We start from the raw sequence: 20,285 nt of genomic DNA, 5'->3' as shown, positions 1-20,285 counted from the left end.
CTAGTCTCCGACCCTGTAAAGGAACCGACATGAAAAGATTCTCCGCAGTTCTGGTACTGACCGCGGCAATGGCACTGGCAGGTGGTACCGCGGCCGTAGCCAAGGATGCACCGGCCGGCTACACGAAGGCGCCGGTGGTTACTTACGGCACTCTCATCGATGACTGGCCGCACTGACAGCCTTTGATTTGCCTGAGACCGCTCGGAGTCGGCGATTGCCCTCCGAGCGGTCTCTCGCGTTTTCGGCCCGTGTCTGTACTAGCCTAGGTCCATGCGTATCGCCCGATTTGTGCTCAATGATGATCCGACCTTCGGCCTGGTGGAGGGGCCCGAGGGCAGCGAGGAAGTAGCTGTCATCAGCGGTGATCCTTTCTATGGAGGAGTGCAGCCGACGGGCGCACGGCACAAGTTGGAGGATGTCCGCCTCCTTGCGCCGGTGATTCCGCGCAGCAAGGTAATCGGCATCGGCCGCAACTATGCGGAGCACGCCAAGGAACTCGGGAACGAGGTCCCGCCGGCTCCTCTCATGTTCCTCAAGCCGAACACCTCGGTGGTCGGTCCGGGGGACCCGGTTGTCCTTCCCTCCTTCTCCGAGGAGATCTCGTACGAATCCGAACTTGCGGTAGTCATCGGCCGCATCTGCAAGGACGTGCCCCTTGAGCGCGTGGACGACGTCATCTTCGGGTACACCTGCGCCAATGACCTCACCGCCCGCGACGTCCAGAAGACCGACAACCAGTGGGCAAGGGCGAAGGGCTTTGACACCTCGTGCCCGATCGGGCCCTGGATCGAGACCGAGCTTGATACCGAAGACCTGGCCGTACGCGGCCGGCTCGACGGCGAGCTGAAGCAGGACGGCTCCACAAGCCAGATGATCTGGGGAGTGCGGGAACTTGTCTCCTACGTATCCCAGGCTTTCACGCTCCTGCCCGGAGACGTCATCCTCACCGGAACGCCGTCCGGCGTGGGTCTCATCAGCGAAGGGCAGCGGTACGAGGTCGAGATCGAGGGCATCGGCCGGCTTTCCAACCCTGCGCGCCGCTAGCCCGGCCGCCGTCGTCGTTTCCGGGATAGGCGCCGCGCCCGGACAGTAGACTTGGGACCATCATGACTACTGCTGATCTCCCCACTGTCACGTCCGAAACTCCCGTCCGAGTCCGTTTCTGCCCCTCGCCTACGGGTGTGCCGCATGTCGGCCTGATCCGGACTGCTCTCTTCAACTGGGCATACGCCCGGCACACTAAGGGCACCATGGTGTTTCGAATCGAGGACACCGACGCCGCACGCGACAGCGAGGAAAGTTACGAGCAGCTGCTGGACGCGCTCAAGTGGCTCGGCATCGACTGGGACGAGGGTGTGGAGGTTGGAGGGCCCCACGGCCCGTACCGCCAGTCCCAGCGGTCTGAGATCTATCGCCACGTCATCGACCGGTTGGTCGCTGCAGGGCACCTATATGAGTCGTACTCGACTCCGGAGGAAGTTGAAGAACGCCACCGCGCGGCCGGTCGGGACCTGAAACTCGGGTACGACAACTTCGACCGCGAACTCTCGGAGGACCAGAAGGACAGCTACCGCGCGGAAGGCCGCCAGCCCGTTCTCCGGCTTCGCATGCCGGACGAGGACATCACCTTCACCGACCTGGTGCGCGGGGAAATTACCTTCGCGGCGGGAAGCGTCCCGGACTTCGCAGTTGTCCGTGCCAACGGTGCGCCGTTGTACACGCTGGTGAATCCCGTCGATGACGCGCTGATGGGGATCACCCACGTGCTGCGCGGCGAGGACCTGCTCTCCTCCACCCCGCGGCAGATCGCCCTGTACCGCGCACTGATCGACATCGGAGTGGCCCGTTATATGCCGCTCTTCGGGCACCTTCCCTACGTGATGGGCCAGGGCAACAAGAAGCTCTCGAAGCGGGATCCTGAATCAAACCTGTTCCTGCACCGCGAGCGCGGCTTCATCCGTGAAGGCCTGCTCAACTACCTCTCGCTTCTCGGCTGGTCACTTTCCGCGGATGAGGACATCTTCACGGTGGATGAGCTGGTGGAGAAGTTCGACGTCCACGATGTGCTCGCCAACCCGGCACGGTTCGACGTCAAGAAGGCGGAAGCGATCAACGGCTCCCACGTCCGGCTTCTCGACCGCGAAGACTTCCGGATGCGGCTTGTGCCGTACCTGCAGTCGGCTGGCCTCATCGGTTCCACCATCAGCCCCCGGGAGCTTACGATCCTCACGGAGGCAGCTCCGCTCATCCAGGAGCGCATCACACTGCTCGGAGAAGCGCCGGAGATGCTCGGATTCCTGTTCCTTGGGGACAACGAGATCGAGATTGCCGAGGATGCCCGGAAGTCGCTGCCGGCGAACTATGTTGAGGTTCTGGCAGCGGCGCTTGCGGCACTTGAGCCGGTTCAGGAGTGGACTGCCGACAATATCCAGGCTGCCCTCCGTACGGCCCTGGTGGAGGAACTGGGAATCAAGCCCCGGGTGGCATTCGGGCCGGTGCGCACCGCCGTCTCAGGACGGAAGATCTCGCCGCCCCTGTTTGAGTCGATGGTTATCCTCGGGAAGGACTCCTCACTCGCGCGGATCCGGGCGCTTCATGGCTGAGCGTTCAGGGCAGGTTGATGGGGTGCTCTTCGACATCGACGACACCCTGGTGGACCTGGAAACTGCCATGGGGCGAACACTGCACCATCTTGGCGCAGAAACGCTGGCGCACCTGAGCGAGGCGGAGTGGGCCGAGTACAAAAGGCTCTACACCGGGGATCCGCACGGCTACTACGACCAGTACCTCGCCGGGAAGCTGACCTTCACTGAGCAGCGGATCCACCGCGCCCGGCACGCCCAGGCCGCCTTCGTTGCTGAACCGCTTGAGGGGGAGGCGGCGGTGCGTTGGAACAACGCCTACGAGGCTGTGCTGCCGCTTCACTTCAAACCGTACGACGACGTCGTGCCGGTTCTGGACGAGCTGGACCGGCAGGGCATTCCATACGGTGCGGTGAGCAACAACGTGCACGATTACCAGAGGGCAAAACTGGACCGTGCCGGCCTGCAGCGTGTGGCTGCCCTTGTGGGTATAGATGCCGTAGGCGTCGCCAAACCCGACCCTGCGATTTTCCTTGAGGGGGCGCGCCGGCTGGGCACGGATCCCGCGCGCACCCTCTATGTTGGCGACAACGCCGTTGTGGATGCGGAAGGCGCGGAGGCAGCTGGACTGATCGGCGTCTGGCTCGACCGGAGCAGGGCAGAAAATCCGGCATTTTCAGGGCGCCGGATCACTGCTCTGACGGACGTTTTGCAGATAGTGCAGGAGATCCGGTAAAGTCGTATCTCGGCGCGGACGGGGTTGACCTGCTGCGAAGCACAGGAAAAGCCGCCGGAAAGTGCCATTGGGGTATGGTGTAATTGGCAACACATTGGTTTCTGGTACCAACATTCTAGGTTCGAGTCCTGGTACCCCAGCGCTGAGTAATTGGCACAGATTTGAGCAGATTTGCCGCTCCGGCATCGCGATCCGGCTCAATTTGGTCAACAGCAACGGATGTGTAAGAATCATCTAGCTCGTTTGAACGGAAACCCGGAAGGGAACGCCGATCAGGAGCAAAAGTACTGGCCCCATCGTATAGCGGCCTAGTACGCCGCCCTCTCACGGCGGTAACGCGGGTTCGAATCCCGCTGGGGTCACAACGGTTCCGCCTCAACCTTCCAGGTTGGGGCGGAACGTGTTTAAGCGCCCAATCCCGGACAGTTCTCCCCGGGCTGGCATGATGGGATCATGACCGACCCTCAGCCTGACGCAGACGCCGCGGCACTTGCCGCTCTGCTCCGTGACCTGCGGGAAACGCTGGGTAGTCTGACGTTTCCGCTGCACACGGCAGGAGCCGACGCCGCGCGCCAGGAAGCGCGCTCGTCCGCTTCGCAGTTGGACGACTACATCCTGCCGCGGGTCCAGAGCCTCGACGCACCCCTGCTGGCCGTGGTCGGCGGATCCACGGGTGCGGGGAAGTCCACCCTGGTGAACGCACTGGTGGGCCATCCGGTCACCCGGTCCGGAGCCATACGGCCCACCACGCGGCAGCCCATCCTCCTGCATCACCCCGCGGAGGGGCACTGGTTCGCCGACGACCGGGTACTGCCGTCACTATCCCGGCAGCGCGCCGTCGTTCTGGACGCCGGAGCGGGCGACGTACCGGCCTCCCGCGTGGGAGCAGCCTCCGACGCAGGCACAGCGGGGCAGCTGCTGCTGCAGCCGGATGCCATGATTCCGATGGGGCTCGCGCTGCTCGATGCGCCGGATATCGACTCAATAGCCGACGAGAACCGGCGGCTGGCCGGCCAGTTGCTCGCCGCCGCCGACCTGTGGCTGTTCGTGACCACGGCGAACCGCTATGCCGATGCCGTCCCGTGGAAACTGCTGCGGGAGGCCTCCCAGCGTGACATCCTCCTGGCGGTCGTGCTCGATCGGGTCCCGCACGGAGTGGAGGAGGAAGTACGGGCCGACCTCCACACGCTGCTCGCCGCTGAGGAACTGGCGCACGCCCCTATTTTCGTTATCGCTGAAGAGCGGCTGGACTCGCTGGGCATGCTTCCTCGGGAGGCTGCGGACCCGCTCCGCCGTTGGCTTCAGGCGATCTCCGCCGACGCCGAGGGCCGTCGCGACGTCGCCAGGCGGACCCTGGAGGGTGCGCTGCGCGCGTTGGGCCGGCGCGTTGACGGCGTCGCCGATGCAGTGGACCGCCAGACGGAAACGGCTACCCGGCTCAGGGGGGCCGCCCGGGAAGCGTTCGACGGCGCAGTACAGGGGGTGCTTGAGTCCACAAGGGACGGCACCTTGCTGCGCGGAGAGGTCCTTGCGCGCTGGCAGGACTTCGTGGGAACGGGCGAGTTCATGCGCGGTCTGGAATCCCGCATCGGCCGTATCCGGGACCGCATCGGCGGCTATCTCACCGGAAAACCGCCGCGCGCGGCCACGGTCGAGACAGCGATCGAGAGCGGCTTGCAGACCGTCATCGTGGAGGAAGCCGCGAAGGCTGCGGACCTGACCGGGCGGCAGTGGAGAGCTGACCCGGCCGGCCGTGCCCTGCTGGGATCGGAGGCTGGGCAGGCTTTGTCGCCCGACTTCAACGACGAGGTAGCACGCGAGATCCGGGCGTGGCAGAAGGACCTCCTGGACCTCGTGCGGTCGGAGGGGGCAGACAAGCGATTTGCGGCACGCATGCTGTCTTTCGGTGTCAACGGTGTGGCTGTTGCGCTCATGATCGTTGTGTTCGCCTCTACAGCGGGGCTCACCGGGGGTGAGGTGCTGATCGCCGGCGGGTCCGCCGTCGTCGGGCAGAAGCTCCTCGAGGCAATCTTCGGCGAGGATGCCGTCCGGCGCCTCACGCGGACGGCACGCCAGCAGTTGCAGGAGCGCTGCGAGAAGCTGCTCGACGGCGAGCGTGCCCGCTTCACCGACCGCCTCGACGTTCTCGGCGAAGAGCCGTCGTCGGGCAAGCTCCGTGCCCTTGCCGCCAGCCTGACCGGGCGGCGCTCGGTTGCGGACGACCTGCGGAACGACGACGGCGCCCAGGACGGCGGCCTGTGAGTCGGCACCGGGGAGAGGCGGGCGCATCGCGGCTCCAGGCGCGCCTTGAGGCTCTCAACTCGGCTCGTGAACTCGCTGAAGGACGCCTCGACGATGCCGAGCTGCGCGACCTCTACGCCGTGCTGGACCGCGCCAGTTCCCGCAGATCGCTGTCGGCCGCCCATACGGTTGTGGGCATTTTTGGACCGACCGGGAGCGGGAAGTCCTCGCTGCTGAATGCGCTGACGGGAACCGATCTGGCCCGGGTGGCTGCCCGGCGTCCCACTACAGCCGAGCCGCTCGCCGTTGTCTGGGGCGAGGACGGCAGCTCGGACCTGCTGAACTGGCTCCAGGTCAACAACCGCCACGTCATGCCGGACGGTGCGCCGATGCTTCACCTGGCCGGCAACGGCGGCCGGAAGGCGGGCAGGAAGGGCCGCGCTGCCGATGAGGGGATCCATGGCAGCCTGGACGGCGCAGACGGCAGCCTGATCCTGCTGGACCTGCCTGACTTCGATTCCACAGCCGTGGGTCACCGCGTGATTGTCGAGCGCCTCGCCGGTCAGGTCGATGTGCTGCTTTGGGTTACGGATCCGCAAAAGTATGCGGACGCGGCGCTCCACCGGGAATTCCTGCAACCGCTGGCCACGCACGAGGCCGTGATCCTCGTCGCACTGAACCAGTCGGACCGGCTTTCGGACTCCGATCTGAAGGACGTTATCGGGTCCCTGAAGCAAATCCTCGCCGCGGAAGGGCACGGATCCGCGGTGGTGCATTCGGTTTCCGCGGCAACCGGCACCGGTCTCGACGCTCTCTCCCGGGAGATCCGGGCGATTGTGCGCAGGAAGGAAGCGGCCACCGGCCGGCTCTCGGCGGACGTCGACGTCGCGGTCGAGTCCCTGCGGGAGTTCACCGGACCGGAGCTGCCGCTCCCCTCGAAAGCTGCTCGCACGGCTCTGGCTGACCGCCTTGCCGGTGCAGCCGGTGCGGATGCGGTGATCGACGCCGTCGTGCGTTCCTACCGCCGGGACGCGCATGCGGCCACGGGCTGGCCCGTAACGCGCTGGATAGGCAGGCTGCGGGCGGACCCGTTGCGGCGCCTGAATCTGCGTCGCAGTGACGTGCAGGAGTTCGTGGGTCGCACCTCGCTGCCGGAACCGGGACCGGCGCAGCGGGCCGCAGTCGACCGCGCGCTGCGCACCTTCGGAGAAGAGCTCTCCGGAGAGGCGGCCGAACCGTGGCGCACGTCCATTCGTGACGCTGCCAGGAGCCCGGAACCGAAACTCCTCGAACGGCTCGACGACGCCGTGGCCCGTACCGACTTCGCTTCCGGTTCGCGTGCCTGGTGGTGGCCAGTGGCGGGCGTGCTCCAGTGGCTCTTCCTTGCCGCGATGGTCGTGGGCCTGGCGTGGCTCGGCGTGCTGGCTGTTCTGGGCTACCTGCAGCTTCCGATCCCGGAGTCACCTCGGGTTGAGGGCATACCGGTGCCGACTCTGCTCGCACTTGGGGGAGTAGCCGGCGGAATCGCCCTTGGCTTGCTCTGCGCGGCAATCGCACGCTTTGGCGCGCAGCGGCGTGGAAAACGCGTGCGACGCCGGCTGGTTGCGTCCATCAGCGAGACCAGTGACTCAGTCGCCGTGGAGCCAGTGCAGGCCGAGATCGAGCGTTACAACGGATTTGTCCGCGCTGTGGAGCAGGCGGCGGCCCGCCGGTGATCCTGTTCCCGCGGGGGGTCTCAGGAACGCGTCGCGGCAAGCACCTTCTGGAGGGTGCGAAGGTTACGGGTGGTCGTGCCGTTCTTGAAACGGGCCTTGTTCGTGAAAGCGTTCAGCGGACTATCCAGCGTCTTGCCCTTCGGCGACTGCCAGGCGGCTGCCACTGTCCCCAGCGGGTAAACCGCTTCATCGATTGACGAGGCAAACCGGAGGAGTTCCCGGAGCACTGCCGGGTCGGAAAACAGCGTGACGTAGGAGTGGGTTGACGGGTCGTCCGCGGGGAACGGACACCCGTCGACTATCTGCTCGAGGGTGTCGGCCTCGAGTACCACTACCCAGGCCTCGTAGCCGAAGCGCGACCGGAGCGACTGCTCGCTGAGGGCCTTCAACTCCTGCAGCTTGAGGTCGCTGCTGCAGGTGACGTTGCCGGATGCGAGCAGCGTTTTCACGTCGGTCACTGGAAGTGTCTCGAACAGCGCGCGGAGATCGGCAGACTTGATGGTCACTCCGCCCACATTCACGCCGCGCAGGAACACCGCAAAACTGGTCATGGCGCACAGCCTATTTCCGGCTGCGGGGGATTGTCGCTAGTGCGCGCGGCAGCTATTCCGCGGACTTGCTGATGGCGTTGGTCAGTTGCTGCGCCGAACTCACGACCACCTCGGCGTGAATGCGCCCGGGCTGCCGCGTCAGCCGCTCGATCGGGCCGGAGATCGACACGGCGGCGATAACCCGGCCGGAAGGGCCGCGTACCGGAGCCGATACGGAGGCGACGCCCGCCTCCCGTTCGCCAAGGCTCTGAGCCCAACCGCGCCGTCGTACTCCTGCCAGCACCGTGGGCGTGAAGCGTGCGTTCTGCAGGCCCATGAGGAGGCGGTCATGATCCTCCCACGCAAGGAGGCACTGGGCGGCAGAGCCGGCCTTCATGGACAGCTGGGTTCCCACCGGTATGGTGTCGCGCAGGCCGATGGGACGCTCAGCGGAGGCCACGCAGACGCGGTTGTCGCCTTGTCGGCGGAAAAGCTGTGCGCTTTCACCGGTGGCGTCGCGGAGCTGCAGGAGCACGGGACCCGCCGATGCGATCAGCCGGTCTTCGCCGGCGGCCGAGGCCAGCTCAACTAGCCGGCTGCCAAGCACGAAGCGGCCCTGGATGTCCCGGCTGACGAGGCGATGATGCACCAGGGCCAGGGCGAGGCGGTGAACGGTAGGGCGCGCCAGACCCGTGGATACCACGAGTTGCGCCAGCGTGGTGGGTCCGGCCTCCAGCGCATCGAGTACCAGCGCTGCTTTATCTATGACGCCGACGCCACTAGAATTGTCCATAACTTGATATTGCCGTCTCATTATCTGAGACGCAAGTAACCGGAGTGGCGCGGGAAGATGCGCTCCTGCTCTAGTTATTGAAAGATCCGTAGAAGGCACGAAAAGGAACCCCCTCATGGGCAAGACGCTCGCAGAAAAAGTCTGGGAATCGCATATTGTGCGCAAGGGTGAGGTGGTGAACGGCCAGGCGCAGCCTGACCTGCTGTACATCGACCTCCACCTGGTGCACGAGGTCACCTCCCCCCAGGCATTCGAGGGTCTTCGCCTTGCCGGACGCAAGCTGCGCCGGCCGGACCTCACCATTGCCACCGAGGATCACAACACTCCGACGATCGATATCGACCGGCCGATCGCCGATCCCACCAGCCGGACGCAGATTGAAACCCTGCGGGCCAACTGCAAGGAGTTCGGTGTCCGCCTGCACTCCCTCGGCGACGCCCAGCAGGGAATTGTGCACATCATCGGTCCGCAGCTCGGACTGACGCAGCCCGGCCTCACCGTGGTGTGCGGTGACTCGCACACATCAACGCACGGAGCCTTCGGTTCGCTCGCGATGGGTATCGGCACCTCCGAGGTGGAGCACGTCATGGCAACCCAGACGCTGCCCCTGAACCCCTTCAAGACCATGGCGATCAATGTCGAGGGCACCCTCAAGCCGGGCGTGACGTCGAAGGACATCATCCTTGCCGTAATCGCCAAGATCGGCACCGGCGGAGGCCAGGGCTACGTACTTGAGTACCGGGGGTCCGCCATTCGCGCCCTGTCCATGGATGCGCGCATGACCATCTGCAACATGTCCATCGAGGCGGGCGCCCGCGCCGGCATGGTCGCCCCGGACGAGACAACGTTCGAGTACCTGAAGGGCCGCGCGCACGCGCCCCAGGGTGAGGACTGGGACGCCGCCGTCGACTACTGGCGCACCCTCCGCACCGACGACGACGCAGTATTCGACGCCGAGGTCTTCCTCGACGCGGACGAGCTGGAGCCCTTTGTGACCTGGGGAACCAACCCGGGCCAGGGTGTCTCGCTCAGCCAGGCCGTGCCCTCGCCCGAGGACTTCGCCGACGAGAATGAGAAGGCGGCCTGCCGGCGCGCTCTGGAGTACATGGACCTTGACGCCGGCACACCCATGAAGGACATCCGAGTGGACACGGTCTTCCTCGGCTCCTGCACCAACAGCCGGGTTGAGGACCTGCGGCTGGCCGCAGACATCATCCGCGGCCGCCAGAAAGATCCGAATGTCCGCATGATGGTCGTTCCCGGATCGGCCCGCGTCCGTCTCGAAGCGGAGGCAGAAGGCCTGGACCAGGTCTTCAAGGAATTCGGCGCGGAATGGCGGTTCGCCGGTTGTTCCATGTGCCTGGGTATGAACCCCGACCAGCTTGCCCCGGGGGAGCGCTGTGCATCGACCTCCAACCGCAACTTCGAGGGACGGCAGGGCAAGGGCGGGCGTACGCACCTGGTCTCGCCCGTCGTAGCAGCGGCGACCGCTGTCCGCGGAACTCTGAGCTCGCCGTCGGATCTGGAGCCGCTGCCGCCCGCAGCCGCCCTGCGCACCGACGATGCAGCCACCCACGCCGCCTGAGACAAGTTTTCAAGGAGTAACCATGGAGAAGATCAGCACTCACACCGGGATCGGTGTTCCGCTGCGGCAGAGCAACGTGGACACTGACCAGATCATCCCCGCCGTCTACCTCAAGCGGATCACCCGTACGGGTTTCGAGGATGCGCTGTTCGCAGCGTGGCGCAAAGACGAGAACTTCATTCTGAACAAGGAGCCGTACAACCGCGGTTCCGTGCTGGTTGCCGGCCCTGACTTCGGCACGGGCTCCTCTCGGGAACATGCCGTCTGGGCGCTTAAGGACTTCGGCTTCCGTGCGGTGCTGTCCTCGCGGTTCGCCGATATCTTCCGCGGCAATTCCGGCAAGCAGGGGCTCGTTGCAGCCCAGCTCGCTCAGGACGATATCGAGCTGATCTGGAAGGAACTGGAAGCCCATCCGGGAACCGAGATCACGGTTGATCTGGAGGCACGCCTGGTCACCTGCGGTTCCATCGTTGCCCCGTTCCAGATCGATGACTACACCCGCTGGCGCCTCCTGGAGGGGCTCGACGACATCGGCCTCACCCTTCGTCACGAGGACGCGATCACCGCCTTTGAGGCGGAGCGTCCAGCGTTCAAGCCCACCACGCTGCCGGCCCGCTTCTGATTCAGCTGGGCGCCCGTTCGCGGAGTGATTCCATGGCCGGTTTGGGGTGTGTCTGGCCAGCCGTATCCGTCGGGATGTAGCGGGAAGCGCGCCAGTGGGATCGCAGTCCCGGGAATGTTGGGAAGCTCCCGGCGGTTGACCCCGAAAGGCCGCAACACGCCTGTTGTGAGGCTTCGCGTTATTTCAGTCTGCCCCCGGTAGCTCCTATGCTTAGCAGGAGCCTTTTCGCTGTTGGGCTCACACGTTGAAGGAATTAGGTATTCATGGGTAGCGTTCTGACCATCCGCGGTGGTGTCCCTCTGGCAGGCAAGGTAACCGTTCGCGGGGCCAAGAACCTGGTGCCGAAGGCAATGGTTGCGGCGCTTCTGGGCAGCGAACCGTCCGTGCTCCGGAACGTCCCGGAGATCAAGGACGTCGACGTCGTCACCAGCCTTCTGAAGCTGCATGGCGTTGAGGTGAGCAAGGACCCGGTAACGGGAGATCTCACCATGGATCCCGCCAATGCAAAGATGGCCGCATCCAAGGACATCGACGCCCATGCCGGTGATTCGCGCATTCCTATCCTGTTCTGCGGTCCACTCATGCACAGCATCGGCGAGGCATTCATCCCTGACCTCGGCGGCTGCAAGATCGGTGACCGCCCGATCGACTACCACCTGCAGGTGCTGCGCAACTTCGGCGCCGTCGTCGACAAGCGTCCCGGTGGGATCTCGATCTCCGCGCCCAAGGGTTTGCGAGGCGCAAAGCTCGAGCTGCCGTACCCCAGCGTCGGAGCCACCGAGCAGGTGCTGCTGACTGCAACCCGCGCCGAGGGAATCACCGAACTGAGCGGAGCCGCCGTCGAGCCGGAGATCATGGACCTGATCGCGGTACTGCAGAAAATGGGCGCGATCATTACCGTCCAGACCGACCGCACCATCCGCATCGAAGGTGTCGACGAGCTCAGCGGCTACAACCACAAGGCCATTCCAGACCGCAACGAAACCGCCTCGTGGGCTTCGGCTGCGCTTGTCACTCGGGGCGACATCTACGTCGAGGGCGCACGCCAGCTGGACCTCACCGCATTCCTGAACACCTACCGGAAGATCGGTGGTGCTTTCGACGTGAACGACGACGGCATCCGCTTCTACCACCCCGGCGGCAAGCTCTCGCCGCTGGTTCTGGAGACGGACGTCCACCCGGGCTTCATGACGGACTGGCAGCAGCCGCTGGTGGTTGCGCTCACCCAGGCCGAGGGCGTGTCCATTGTGCACGAGACCGTGTACGAGAACCGGTTCGGCTTCACGGACGCGCTGGTGCGGATGGGCGCCAACATTCAGGTGCACCGCGAATGCCTCGGCAGCGTGCCCTGCCGCTTCGGCCAGCGGAACTTCCTCCACTCGGCAGTGATTTCCGGTCCGGTGCAGCTGCGCGGTGCCGACATCGACGTTCCTGACCTGCGCGGCGGCTTCAGCCACCTCATTGCAGCGCTGGCAGCCAACGGAACGTCGCGAGTCACAGGCATCGAGCTGATCAATCGGGGCTACGAGCGTTTCCAGGACAAACTGGAAGGGCTCGGCGCCGACTTCGACGTTGCCGAGATCGCTGACGCCGGAACCGGCCGCTGAGCGAACCGCGAACATGAGCGAACCAGTCTCGTCGCGCGCCACTTTTGCGGTGCTCGCCACCATCCTCCGTCCGCTCATGAACGCCATGATGTCGAAGGAGTGGCGGGGCGCTGAACACCTGCCCCGCGCCACCGGCTTCATCGTCTGCCCGAACCATGTGACGGAAATTGATCCGATCGTGATCGGTCATTTCCTCTACAACAACAAGGTGCTGCCGCACTTCCTGGCCAAGGCTTCGCTGTTCAGGATTCCCGTGGTGGGATCCGCGCTGAAAGCGACCCTGCAGGTTCCCGTCGAACGCACGTCGGCCGGTGCCAACCGCTCCCTCGACGTCGCGCGTGAGGCGATCGAAGCCGGGGGCGGAATCATCATTTATCCCGAGGGGACCCTGACCAGGGACCCGGACATGTGGCCCATGAAGGGAAGGACGGGGGCGGCCCGCCTCGCCCTCCAGACCGGCGCTCCCGTGGTGCCCATCGCGCACTGGGGCGCCCAGGAGGTCTTTCCGCGGTACGCCCGTCGCCTGTACCTCTTCCCGCGGAAGACCTCCCGCGTCCTCGTTGGAGAACCTGTCGATCTGTCGGAGTTCCGGAACCAGCCGATTACCCGCACCACGCTGGAGGCCGCAACCACGCGCATCATGGACGCACTGACGGACCTGGTTGCCGAGCTTCGTGGCGAAACACCGCCCGCCGAGCGCTGGGACCCAACCGAGCGCAACCAGAAGCAGACGGGCCGGAACTTCGAGTCGCCCGCAGGTGAGGCACAGTGACACGTCGGCCTCCCGCCGTCGTAGCCGTTCTTGGCGCCGGCAGCTGGGGGACCACCTTTGCCAAGGTGCTTGCCGACGCAGGTGAACGCAGCGGGACCCACGTGCGCCTGTGGGCCCGGCGCGAGGAAGTTGCCGAGGAGATCAACGGCAGGCGGACCAACAGCCGCTACCTGGCCGAGACATGGCTGCCGGAGAACATCAGCTGCTCAACGGACGCCGCCGAGGTGCTGGACGGGGCAGAGCTGGTGGTGATCGCGGTTCCCGCCCAATCCCTCCGCCCCCAACTCTCCGCATGGAAGCCGCTGATCTCGCCCGACGCCGTCGTAGTGTCCCTCATGAAAGGGCTGGAGGTGGGCACCGACGACCGCATGAGCCAGGTGCTTGCCGGCGAACTGGGACTTCCCGCTGATCGCATCGCCGTCGTCTCCGGGCCCAACCTCGCGATGGAGATCGCGCGCTGCGAGCCCACCGCATCAGTGGTGGCGTGCCCGGACGCCGAAGTCGCGGCGTGGGTCGCAGGGGCCTGCACGGCCTCGTACTTCCGCCCGTACATCAACACCGACGTGGTGGGGGTGGAGATCGGCGGGATCGTGAAGAACGTGATCGCGCTGGCGGTGGGTATCTGCGAGGGAAAGCAGATGGGCGACAACACCAAGGCATCGGTGATCACCCGCGGGCTCACCGAGACCACGCGCCTGGCGGTGGCGCTGGGAGCGGAACGGGAAACCCTTTCGGGGCTGGCCGGCATGGGAGACCTCATTGCCACCTGCTCCTCCCCGCTCTCAAGGAACCACACCGCCGGCCGGCTGCTGGGCCAGGGCCTGACCCTGGATGAAGTCACCGCGGCGATGAACCAGACGGCCGAGGGAATCAAGTCCGCCCAGGCAGTGCTGGACCTGGCGCGCCAACGAAACGTCTACATGCCGATTACGGATAGTGTTGTTGCCGTACTGCAGGGAAACCTGTCGGTACACGATCTTGGCCCGCGACTGCTGGCCCGCGAACTGAAATCCGAAGGCGAACTGTGACCCCATCTCCCAAGCCCCGCGTCCTTGTGCTTTTTGGCGGGCGCTCGAGCGAGCACGCGGTCAGCTGCGTGACTGCCGCCGGCGTGCTGCATGCAATCGACCGGGACAAGTACGACGTCGTTCCCGTCGGGATCGCCAAGAACGGCCAGTGGTCGCTGGTATCGTCGGACCCATCACAGTGGTCGCTGCGCTCGGAAGTTCTGCCGGAGGTTCCGGTTTCGTCAGAATCGGTGGTGCTCGCCACGGCGTCCAACGGCGGGGTCACGCAGGAACTCGTGGTTACCTCGGCGGGCTCGATGCCGCAGAGCCTTGGCGGGATCGACGTTGTCCTGCCCCTCCTGCACGGACCGTTCGGAGAGGACGGGACCTTGCAGGGCATGCTCGAGATGGCAGACGTCCGCTATGTGGGAGCCGGCGTCCTCGCCTCCGCGGTCGGCATGGACAAGCACTACATGAAGGTGGTGTTTGCGTCTGCGGGGCTCTCCGTCGGTCCCTACGAGGTGTTCACCGACCGCGACTGGACCCGCAACCGCTCGGCCTGCCTCGAGCGGGCGTCGCGCCTGGGTTTCCCGGTGTTCGTGAAGCCCGCCCGCGCCGGATCCTCAATGGGTATCTCGCGTGCCACGACGCCGGCCGAACTCGAAACCGCCGTGGAAACGGCCCGGGAGTTCGACCCGAAGGTTATCGTCGAGGCCGGTATCGTCGGCCGTGAAATCGAGGTGGCCGTACTCCAGGGCCGTGGTACGGATGAACCGCGGACCAGTCTTCCGGGTGAAATCGCGGTGCAGCCGGGCGCTCACGAGTGGTACGACTTCGAGGCGAAGTACGTTGACGGTTCCGCCGCAGAGCTCAGCTGTCCTGCCGACCTCCCGCCGGACATCAGCGACCGGGTCCGCGAACTTGCCGCCGTCGCTTTCGACGCACTGGGCACCGAAGGTCTGTCCCGCGTGGATTTCTTCTACACACCTGCCGGTGATCTGATCATCAACGAGATCAACACCATGCCCGGGTTTACTCCGATCAGCATGTATCCCCAGATGTGGGCAAAGTCAGGGCTTACCTATACGGAGCTCATCGACGAGCTGATCGAGCTCGCGCTGGAGCGCAAGACGGGTCTGCGCTAGGCCTTTCCGTGGCTGCCCTATGACGGAGCCCAAGCGTCCCACCCTGCGCGACATCGCGAACGCAGCCGGTCTATCGAAGGCTGCAACGTCCTACGCGTTGAGGGGACTGCGCGGGTCCGACAAGACCGTCGCAAGGGTCAGGGCCATTGCCGAGGAAATGGGTTGGACGGCCGACCCTGTTGCCCGCGCGCTGGCCGGAGGGCCAAGCGGAAACGTCGCCATTCTCGGATCACTCAGCGATCTCTGGCGGCAGGGCCTGGCCGTCATGCTATCGGAGGCGCTCCATGAACGCGGGATGTTCTCGGCAATAGCCGACGTCGACACCTCACCCGAGCGGGAACGGGACGTGCTGCTCTCGCTCCCCACCCGCCGAGTGGACGCGGCGATCGTCCTGCCGGTGGACCCCTCGGCGGCTTACTGGGCTGACGTTCCCGAACGAATCCGTCTGGTGTCGGTCGGAGATGCCCTACCGCTCAGGCCGGCCGCACGTTCCGTGCTCTTCGACAACGAATTCGGCATCAGCACAGCCCTCGAACATCTGGCCGGACTCGGACACCGTAGGGTCGGCCTTCTTACCCCCTCCCTTCCGTCCACGCCGGGCAGACCTGCACAACTGCTCGTCGAGCGGTTGGGAGAGGCCATGGGTCTACGGATTTCGGTCGCCTCCTCCCGGCCGTCGGTTGCGGGGGCCTCGGAGGCCGCACGCGCCCTGTTGACCGGAGAAACACGTCCGACGGCGCTGTTCTGCCTCAGCGATTCCCTCGCGTTCGGCGCGTACAGCGCAGCCCGTTCGCTTGGCCTCGCCGTTCCCGAAGAACTTTCGATCATGGGCTTCGACGACAGCGAACTTGCCCCCCTGGTCAGTCCCGAACTGACCTCGTTCGGCTGGGACGAGTCAGCGATTGTGGCCGCTGCCGTGCGGGGAGTCGCCGACGAGCACGCGCCGCCGTCGGTGATGTTCCGTCCTGACTTCCTCGTCCGCGGATCAACCAGCCCAGCCCGGCAACCCTGACCCCGGCGGCCCGGCGGCCCGGCGAGCCTGGGGAGCGCCTGCGCTGGCTGCGGAGGCGCTCCTGGCGAACTACAGGGCTACAGGCCTATAGGGCGTGGATGCGCCATCCGACGGCGTGGGTGTCGCCGGGCTCAAGAACAAGAAGATCCGTTCCCGAGTTGAATGCATCCGGCGGGCAGGTCATCGGTTCGGCTGCCAGGCCAAGCCGTGAAACTGCGGGATCGGGCTTGTCCGCAGTGTGGATCTGAACCCAGGGGCAGCCTTCGTCAAATGTGATCGCAGCACCGCGGCCGTCGGCGGCACGCACGGCGACGGTGGCGGCGCCGCCGTCGTAATTGATGTTCGTATAGGCGTGGTCCACGAAGGTGGAACCAATCAGGCGGGGCTCCCGGAAATCGAAGTGCGACGACGACACATCCGTCAGATCGGTGGGGATCAGGCGGTCTTCGGTGACCTGCAGGACGGACGATGCAGGGACCTCCAGTGTCCAGTCGTCAACAAGACCTTCGCCCGCCACAAGGTACGGGTGTGCCGAAGAACCATAGGGTGCGGCGGACGGCCCAGGGTTCACGGCCGTGATGGTGGTGGTCAGGCCGTCGTCGTCGAGGGAATACAACACCTCGACCTCCAGCCGGAACGGGTACCCCTTCTGGGGAACCACGGACGCGGAAAGCCGGAGTGCGGACGCGGTCTGTCCCTCCAGGGTCCAGTCCACCCAGCCGAGGAGCCCATGGATGGCGTGGTTGCGCTGCGGCTCCGTGATGGCGAGCTGCTCGGTCACGCCGTTGAAGGAGTACTTGCCGTCGACGACGCGGTTCGGCCAGGGCACAAGCACGGCGCCGCGGAAGGAGGGCCGGATCTCATCGGCGTCGTAGGGCACAACCAGGTCGCGGTTGTCGTGGCGAAGGTACCTTAAAGATGCCCCGACACTGGCGATCGAAGCCGTATAGGGGCCGTGTTCGATCGTGTACTGGGTGCCTGACAGGGGAGTGGAATCGGTGGTTTTCATCCCGCCCAAGTCTAGGGCGTGTTGACGGTCACATCCGGTTTACGAGGGCAAGTCAAGCGTGTCGTTCAGATCCAGACATTCCTCGGACTGCTCCACCTGAGAGACCGCGCCGCCCAGATCAACCAGGACCGTGCTGGAAGCAACCACATTGGGGTCGAAAAGCACCTCCACGGCGGGGTTCCGGCCGTAGGTCGTGGCAATCCACGTTTCGCTTCCCTCGGTTTCCCGGATGATCCAGTCAATTTCGTTGACTGATGCGCAGGAGTCGGTCGTGGGACCGGGAACCTGCACCCCGCACCGGAGGACCACCTTGGATGGTTCGCCCCATGCCGCGGTGGCCTGGCTGTTGGTTTCGCGCAGATCGTTCTCTGCCACCTGCTTGGGCAGCGCGACCATGACCTCGGCACAGGCCGGGTTGGCAGCGTCCGGTGCCGCATCGACGTCGACGACAGGGGAGCAGGCGGCCAGCGTCGCCATCAGCAAGGTGCCGACGACGGCGGCGCGAGCCGCAGCCCGGGAATCTCTACGCATGCGTCCAGCCTAGCGGGGCTGGTCCCGCCCTCCTGAGCACGCGTAACGGCCGTCACACCCGCGGTTCGCGCCCCGGCGGCTGCCGCGGAGGGGTTCCGGACGGAAGCACCTCCGCGAGCGGAACATGAAGGGGCTCGTTCGGGATCAGTTCCAGCGAATTCCCGTCGACGACGACGGTGATCGGTTCTGTGCCGTCAACCAGACGAAGCGTGGTCTCTGTTCCTCGGATCTCGACGCTTACGCGGCGTCCGCGCCAGCGCAGGCGGAAGGCCACCCGGCCCAGCTCGGTGGGCAGGCGCGGAGCGAGCGAGAGCCGACCGCCGTCGATCGCGAGGCCGCCGAAACCGCTCGCGAGTGCCAGCCAGGCGCCGGCGAGGGCGGCGAGATGGGCGCCACGATGGGTGTCGCCATTGACATTCCGCAGGTCGCTGAGGGCGGCCTCGCGGAGGTAGGCGAGGGCGAGGCTCAAGTGGCCCGCCCTCGCGCACACTACTGCCTGCACCGCGGCAGACAGGGAGGAATCCCGCACCGTCCGCTGCTCGTAGTAATCGAGGTTCCTCACGGCCTCCTCGGCCGTGAAGCTTCCGGGGAACCACCAGAGTGCGAGCACCAGGTCTGCCTGCTTCACTACCTGCCGTCGGTAGATCTTTGCGTAGTGTGCGTGTTCCTGGATGGGATACAGGTCGCGGCGCCCGTCGAAGTCCCACTCCCGGTACGTTGTGAATCCCTCGTTGGCAGGGTGGACCTGTCTCACCGTGTCGTAGGGGACGTAGAACGAATCAGCGATGGAGCGCCAGGTGCTGATCTCGGAGGCAGTCACTCCGAGACGGTCGGCTTCAGGTTGATGCCGCTCGCAGGCCTCGGCGGCCGTCCGCAGATTATGCTGCGCGGAGAGGTTGGTGAAGACATTGTCATCGACCACACCGGTGTATTCGTCTGGGCCTGTCACCCCGAAAAGGTGGGCTCGGCCGTCGTCGTCCTCGTGGATAATGGATGCCCACATCCGTGCCGTGCCAACCAGGACATCTGTTCCTGAGATCTCCGGGAGGGGGATGCCCGTGGCCTCCGCGAAATGGAAAAATGCGCGCGCAATATCCGCGTTGAGGTGCACCGCAGCGGTGCTGGCCGGCCAGTAGGCCGAGGCTTCATGCCCGTCGATGGTCCGCCAGGGAAAAGCAGCCCCCTTCAATCCGAGGATTTCCGAACGTCTTCCCGCTCCATCCAAAGTCGAGGCGCGCCAGCGCAGCAGCTGTGCCGCACTCTCCGGTTGCAGCAGGGTCAACGCCGGAGCCAAGAATCCTTCAATGTCCCAGAAGGTGTGTCCACTGTAGCCGGCACCCGTGAGACCTTTGGCGCCGATGGGCGCGCCTTCCAGACAGGCGGAGGCCTGCAGGAGCTGGAAAAGATCGAAGCGTAGGGCAAGCTGCAGTTCGGGGTCGCCGTCGATCTGTACATCCGCATCCGCCCAGAACCGGTCAAGGATCTCCTGCTGCTCGCGCAGGAGACCGGCCCAACCCACGGCTCGCGCTTCAGCCAGTGCACCGCGCACTTCCGCTGCGACTACGGCGGGAGGATCCTGCCTGGAATGTGCGTGTGAAAGGTACTTCACCAGCGTGAGCTGTTCACCGGGAGCCAGATCAACGACCACAGTGGTCAGGACATCGTCGTGCCCACAGGCGCTTGAGATGTTCCCGCCGTCGGGCATGTCCACGTCATGGTCCACGACGGCAGCTACACAGATGCCGCTGCCCCTGGTTCGGTGTACCAGTAGGCCCCCCGTTGCCTGCTCCTCATTCAGACAGGGACGGAAGGGTTCCCGTAGGGCGGCGCCTACCCTCGGATCTGAATTGTTCACCTGTAATGCAGTCCGGTTGACTTCAAGCGGCGAACGGACCACCACACGCGCGGAACGATCCACTGCAGTGACTGTGTAGCGGATCACGGTGATTGAGCGCCTGCTCAGAGACACCATTCGGGTGGACTTCACCCTTATGCTCCCCGGGCCGGCTTCCGACCAGTGGACCTCCCGCTGCAGGGTACCTGCGCGGAGGTCGAGGATCCGCTCATGCCGTTTCTGCGGGGTGTTCTCCAGGTTTACCGGCCTGCCGTCGATCTCAAGTTCGATGACTGTGCCGTCAGCTACCCCAATGATCGCCTGTCCCTGCTCGGGGTGACCGTACCCGTCCTCCGGATAGGAGAGCGGATGGTACTCGAACACGCCTGACAGGAACGTTCCCGGGGACGCGTTGGGCTCCCTTTCGTCGAGGGTGCCCCGTGTCCCGACGTAGCCGTTGGCCAGAGCAAACAGCGTCTCGCTCACGCCCGCGCCTTCGGCGTCGAAACCATCCTCCCTCACGCTCCAGAGGTGCGCCTCGCTCGAGAAATCCGGCATTGGACC

18 protein-coding genes and 2 tRNA genes are annotated in these 20,285 nt (G+C 65.3%); 15 read left to right on the top strand and 5 right to left on the bottom strand.

Going from position 1 to position 20,285, the window contains the following annotated elements; all coding sequences use genetic code 11:
- The first annotated feature begins 29 nt into the window (after positions 1-29).
- From GC088_RS09050 to GC088_RS09015, 8 genes are all read left to right on the top strand, one after another.
- Positions 30-176: a hypothetical protein gene (locus GC088_RS09050; protein ID WP_323958681.1), complete on the top strand. Its 147-nt coding sequence runs from the start codon at positions 30-32 to the stop codon at positions 174-176.
- A gap of 94 nt (positions 177-270) precedes the next feature.
- Positions 271-1,044, top strand: coding sequence for a fumarylacetoacetate hydrolase family protein (locus tag GC088_RS09045; protein WP_323958680.1), 774 nt, complete (start codon positions 271-273; stop codon positions 1,042-1,044).
- A 62-nt stretch (positions 1,045-1,106) separates the two neighbouring features.
- Complete coding sequence (gene gltX, locus GC088_RS09040; RefSeq protein WP_323958679.1) at positions 1,107-2,603, top strand: glutamate--tRNA ligase; 1,497 nt, start codon at positions 1,107-1,109, stop codon at positions 2,601-2,603.
- Positions 2,596-3,318, top strand: coding sequence for an HAD family hydrolase (locus GC088_RS09035; RefSeq protein WP_323958678.1), 723 nt, complete (start codon positions 2,596-2,598; stop codon positions 3,316-3,318). Before gltX ends, GC088_RS09035 begins: the two co-directional genes overlap by 8 nt.
- A 68-nt stretch (positions 3,319-3,386) precedes the next feature.
- Positions 3,387-3,458, top strand: a tRNA-Gln gene (locus GC088_RS09030).
- A 149-nt stretch (positions 3,459-3,607) separates the two neighbouring features.
- Positions 3,608-3,680, top strand: a tRNA-Glu gene (locus tag GC088_RS09025).
- Between the two features lie 91 nt (positions 3,681-3,771).
- A complete protein-coding gene (locus tag GC088_RS09020; protein ID WP_323958677.1) occupies positions 3,772-5,580 on the top strand; it encodes a dynamin family protein in 1,809 nt (602 codons plus the stop codon).
- Positions 5,577-7,274: a GTPase family protein gene (locus GC088_RS09015; RefSeq protein WP_323958676.1), complete on the top strand. Its 1,698-nt coding sequence runs from the start codon at positions 5,577-5,579 to the stop codon at positions 7,272-7,274. Before GC088_RS09020 ends, GC088_RS09015 begins: the two co-directional genes overlap by 4 nt.
- A 20-nt stretch (positions 7,275-7,294) precedes the next feature.
- Here GC088_RS09015 and GC088_RS09010 read toward each other — a convergent pair whose 3' ends face one another.
- Both GC088_RS09010 and GC088_RS09005 read right to left on the bottom strand, forming a co-directional pair.
- Positions 7,295-7,825, bottom strand: coding sequence for a DUF1697 domain-containing protein (locus GC088_RS09010; protein ID WP_323958675.1), 531 nt, complete (start codon positions 7,823-7,825; stop codon positions 7,295-7,297).
- Positions 7,826-7,877: 52 nt separating this feature from the next.
- Complete coding sequence (locus tag GC088_RS09005) at positions 7,878-8,597, bottom strand: IclR family transcriptional regulator (RefSeq protein ID WP_323958674.1); 720 nt, start codon at positions 8,595-8,597, stop codon at positions 7,878-7,880.
- Between the two features lie 115 nt (positions 8,598-8,712).
- On the opposite strand from GC088_RS09005, the gene leuC reads away from it, so the two are divergent.
- The 7 genes from leuC to GC088_RS08970 all read left to right on the top strand — a co-directional run bounded on the left by leuC (position 8,713) and on the right by GC088_RS08970 (position 16,347).
- Complete coding sequence (gene leuC / locus GC088_RS09000) at positions 8,713-10,182, top strand: 3-isopropylmalate dehydratase large subunit (protein WP_323958673.1); 1,470 nt, start codon at positions 8,713-8,715, stop codon at positions 10,180-10,182.
- 22 nt (positions 10,183-10,204) lie between these two features.
- The gene (gene leuD, locus GC088_RS08995) at positions 10,205-10,804 is read left to right on the top strand and encodes a 3-isopropylmalate dehydratase small subunit (RefSeq protein ID WP_323958672.1); all 600 of its coding nucleotides are present in this window, start codon (positions 10,205-10,207) and stop codon (positions 10,802-10,804) included.
- 263 nt (positions 10,805-11,067) lie between these two features.
- Positions 11,068-12,411 (top strand): UDP-N-acetylglucosamine 1-carboxyvinyltransferase, encoded by a 1,344-nt coding sequence (gene murA / locus GC088_RS08990; protein ID WP_323958671.1) that lies wholly within the window; start codon positions 11,068-11,070, stop codon positions 12,409-12,411.
- Positions 12,412-12,424: 13 nt separating this feature from the next.
- On the top strand, positions 12,425-13,183 hold the full coding sequence (locus GC088_RS08985) for a lysophospholipid acyltransferase family protein (protein ID WP_323958670.1): 759 nt from the start codon (positions 12,425-12,427) through the stop codon (positions 13,181-13,183).
- Positions 13,180-14,211: an NAD(P)H-dependent glycerol-3-phosphate dehydrogenase gene (locus GC088_RS08980; protein ID WP_323958669.1), complete on the top strand. Its 1,032-nt coding sequence runs from the start codon at positions 13,180-13,182 to the stop codon at positions 14,209-14,211. Before GC088_RS08985 ends, GC088_RS08980 begins: the two co-directional genes overlap by 4 nt.
- Positions 14,193-15,335 (top strand): D-alanine--D-alanine ligase family protein, encoded by a 1,143-nt coding sequence (locus tag GC088_RS08975; RefSeq protein ID WP_323962021.1) that lies wholly within the window; start codon positions 14,193-14,195, stop codon positions 15,333-15,335. Before GC088_RS08980 ends, GC088_RS08975 begins: the two co-directional genes overlap by 19 nt.
- 19 nt (positions 15,336-15,354) lie before the next feature.
- Entirely contained in the window at positions 15,355-16,347 is a 993-nt protein-coding gene (locus tag GC088_RS08970; RefSeq protein WP_323958668.1) for a LacI family DNA-binding transcriptional regulator, read from the top strand.
- Positions 16,348-16,432: 85 nt separating this feature from the next.
- On the opposite strand, the gene GC088_RS08965 is transcribed toward GC088_RS08970, so the two are convergent.
- From GC088_RS08965 to GC088_RS08955, 3 genes are read right to left on the bottom strand one after another with little or no spacing between them, the layout of a single operon-like run.
- Positions 16,433-17,356, bottom strand: coding sequence for an aldose 1-epimerase family protein (locus tag GC088_RS08965; RefSeq protein ID WP_323958667.1), 924 nt, complete (start codon positions 17,354-17,356; stop codon positions 16,433-16,435).
- 39 nt (positions 17,357-17,395) lie between these two features.
- Complete coding sequence (locus GC088_RS08960) at positions 17,396-17,887, bottom strand: DUF3515 family protein (RefSeq protein ID WP_323958666.1); 492 nt, start codon at positions 17,885-17,887, stop codon at positions 17,396-17,398.
- A 52-nt stretch (positions 17,888-17,939) separates the two neighbouring features.
- Positions 17,940-20,279, bottom strand: a complete 2,340-nt coding sequence (locus GC088_RS08955; protein ID WP_323958665.1) for a glycoside hydrolase family 65 protein — start codon at positions 20,277-20,279, stop codon at positions 17,940-17,942.
- Positions 20,280-20,285 lie beyond the last annotated feature (6 nt).

Origin of the sequence: Arthrobacter sp. JZ12 (genome assembly GCF_035189165.1) — a bacterium.
Lineage (GTDB): Bacteria > Actinomycetota > Actinomycetes > Actinomycetales > Micrococcaceae > Arthrobacter_D.
Note: the sequence above shows the minus strand (reverse complement) of the source record. Positions and strands in the feature narration are given on the sequence as shown.

What these genes read in the sequence shown, in the direction of transcription:
- GC088_RS09050 (WP_323958681.1), top strand. Translation starts at nt 30, where the DNA reads ATGAAAAGATTCTCCGCAGTTCTGGTACTGACCGCGGCAATGGCACTG.
- GC088_RS09045 (WP_323958680.1), top strand. Translation starts at nt 271, where the DNA reads ATGCGTATCGCCCGATTTGTGCTCAATGATGATCCGACCTTCGGCCTG.
- gltX (WP_323958679.1), top strand. Translation starts at nt 1,107, where the DNA reads ATGACTACTGCTGATCTCCCCACTGTCACGTCCGAAACTCCCGTCCGA.
- GC088_RS09035 (WP_323958678.1), top strand. Translation starts at nt 2,596, where the DNA reads ATGGCTGAGCGTTCAGGGCAGGTTGATGGGGTGCTCTTCGACATCGAC.
- GC088_RS09020 (WP_323958677.1), top strand. Translation starts at nt 3,772, where the DNA reads ATGACCGACCCTCAGCCTGACGCAGACGCCGCGGCACTTGCCGCTCTG.
- GC088_RS09010 (WP_323958675.1), bottom strand. Translation starts at nt 7,825, where the DNA reads ATGACCAGTTTTGCGGTGTTCCTGCGCGGCGTGAATGTGGGCGGAGTG.
- GC088_RS09005 (WP_323958674.1), bottom strand. Translation starts at nt 8,597, where the DNA reads ATGGACAATTCTAGTGGCGTCGGCGTCATAGATAAAGCAGCGCTGGTA.
- leuC (WP_323958673.1), top strand. Translation starts at nt 8,713, where the DNA reads ATGGGCAAGACGCTCGCAGAAAAAGTCTGGGAATCGCATATTGTGCGC.
- leuD (WP_323958672.1), top strand. Translation starts at nt 10,205, where the DNA reads ATGGAGAAGATCAGCACTCACACCGGGATCGGTGTTCCGCTGCGGCAG.
- murA (WP_323958671.1), top strand. Translation starts at nt 11,068, where the DNA reads ATGGGTAGCGTTCTGACCATCCGCGGTGGTGTCCCTCTGGCAGGCAAG.
- GC088_RS08985 (WP_323958670.1), top strand. Translation starts at nt 12,425, where the DNA reads ATGAGCGAACCAGTCTCGTCGCGCGCCACTTTTGCGGTGCTCGCCACC.
- GC088_RS08970 (WP_323958668.1), top strand. Translation starts at nt 15,355, where the DNA reads ATGACGGAGCCCAAGCGTCCCACCCTGCGCGACATCGCGAACGCAGCC.
- GC088_RS08965 (WP_323958667.1), bottom strand. Translation starts at nt 17,356, where the DNA reads ATGAAAACCACCGATTCCACTCCCCTGTCAGGCACCCAGTACACGATC.
- GC088_RS08960 (WP_323958666.1), bottom strand. Translation starts at nt 17,887, where the DNA reads ATGCGTAGAGATTCCCGGGCTGCGGCTCGCGCCGCCGTCGTCGGCACC.
- GC088_RS08955 (WP_323958665.1), bottom strand. Translation starts at nt 20,279, where the DNA reads ATGCCGGATTTCTCGAGCGAGGCGCACCTCTGGAGCGTGAGGGAGGAT.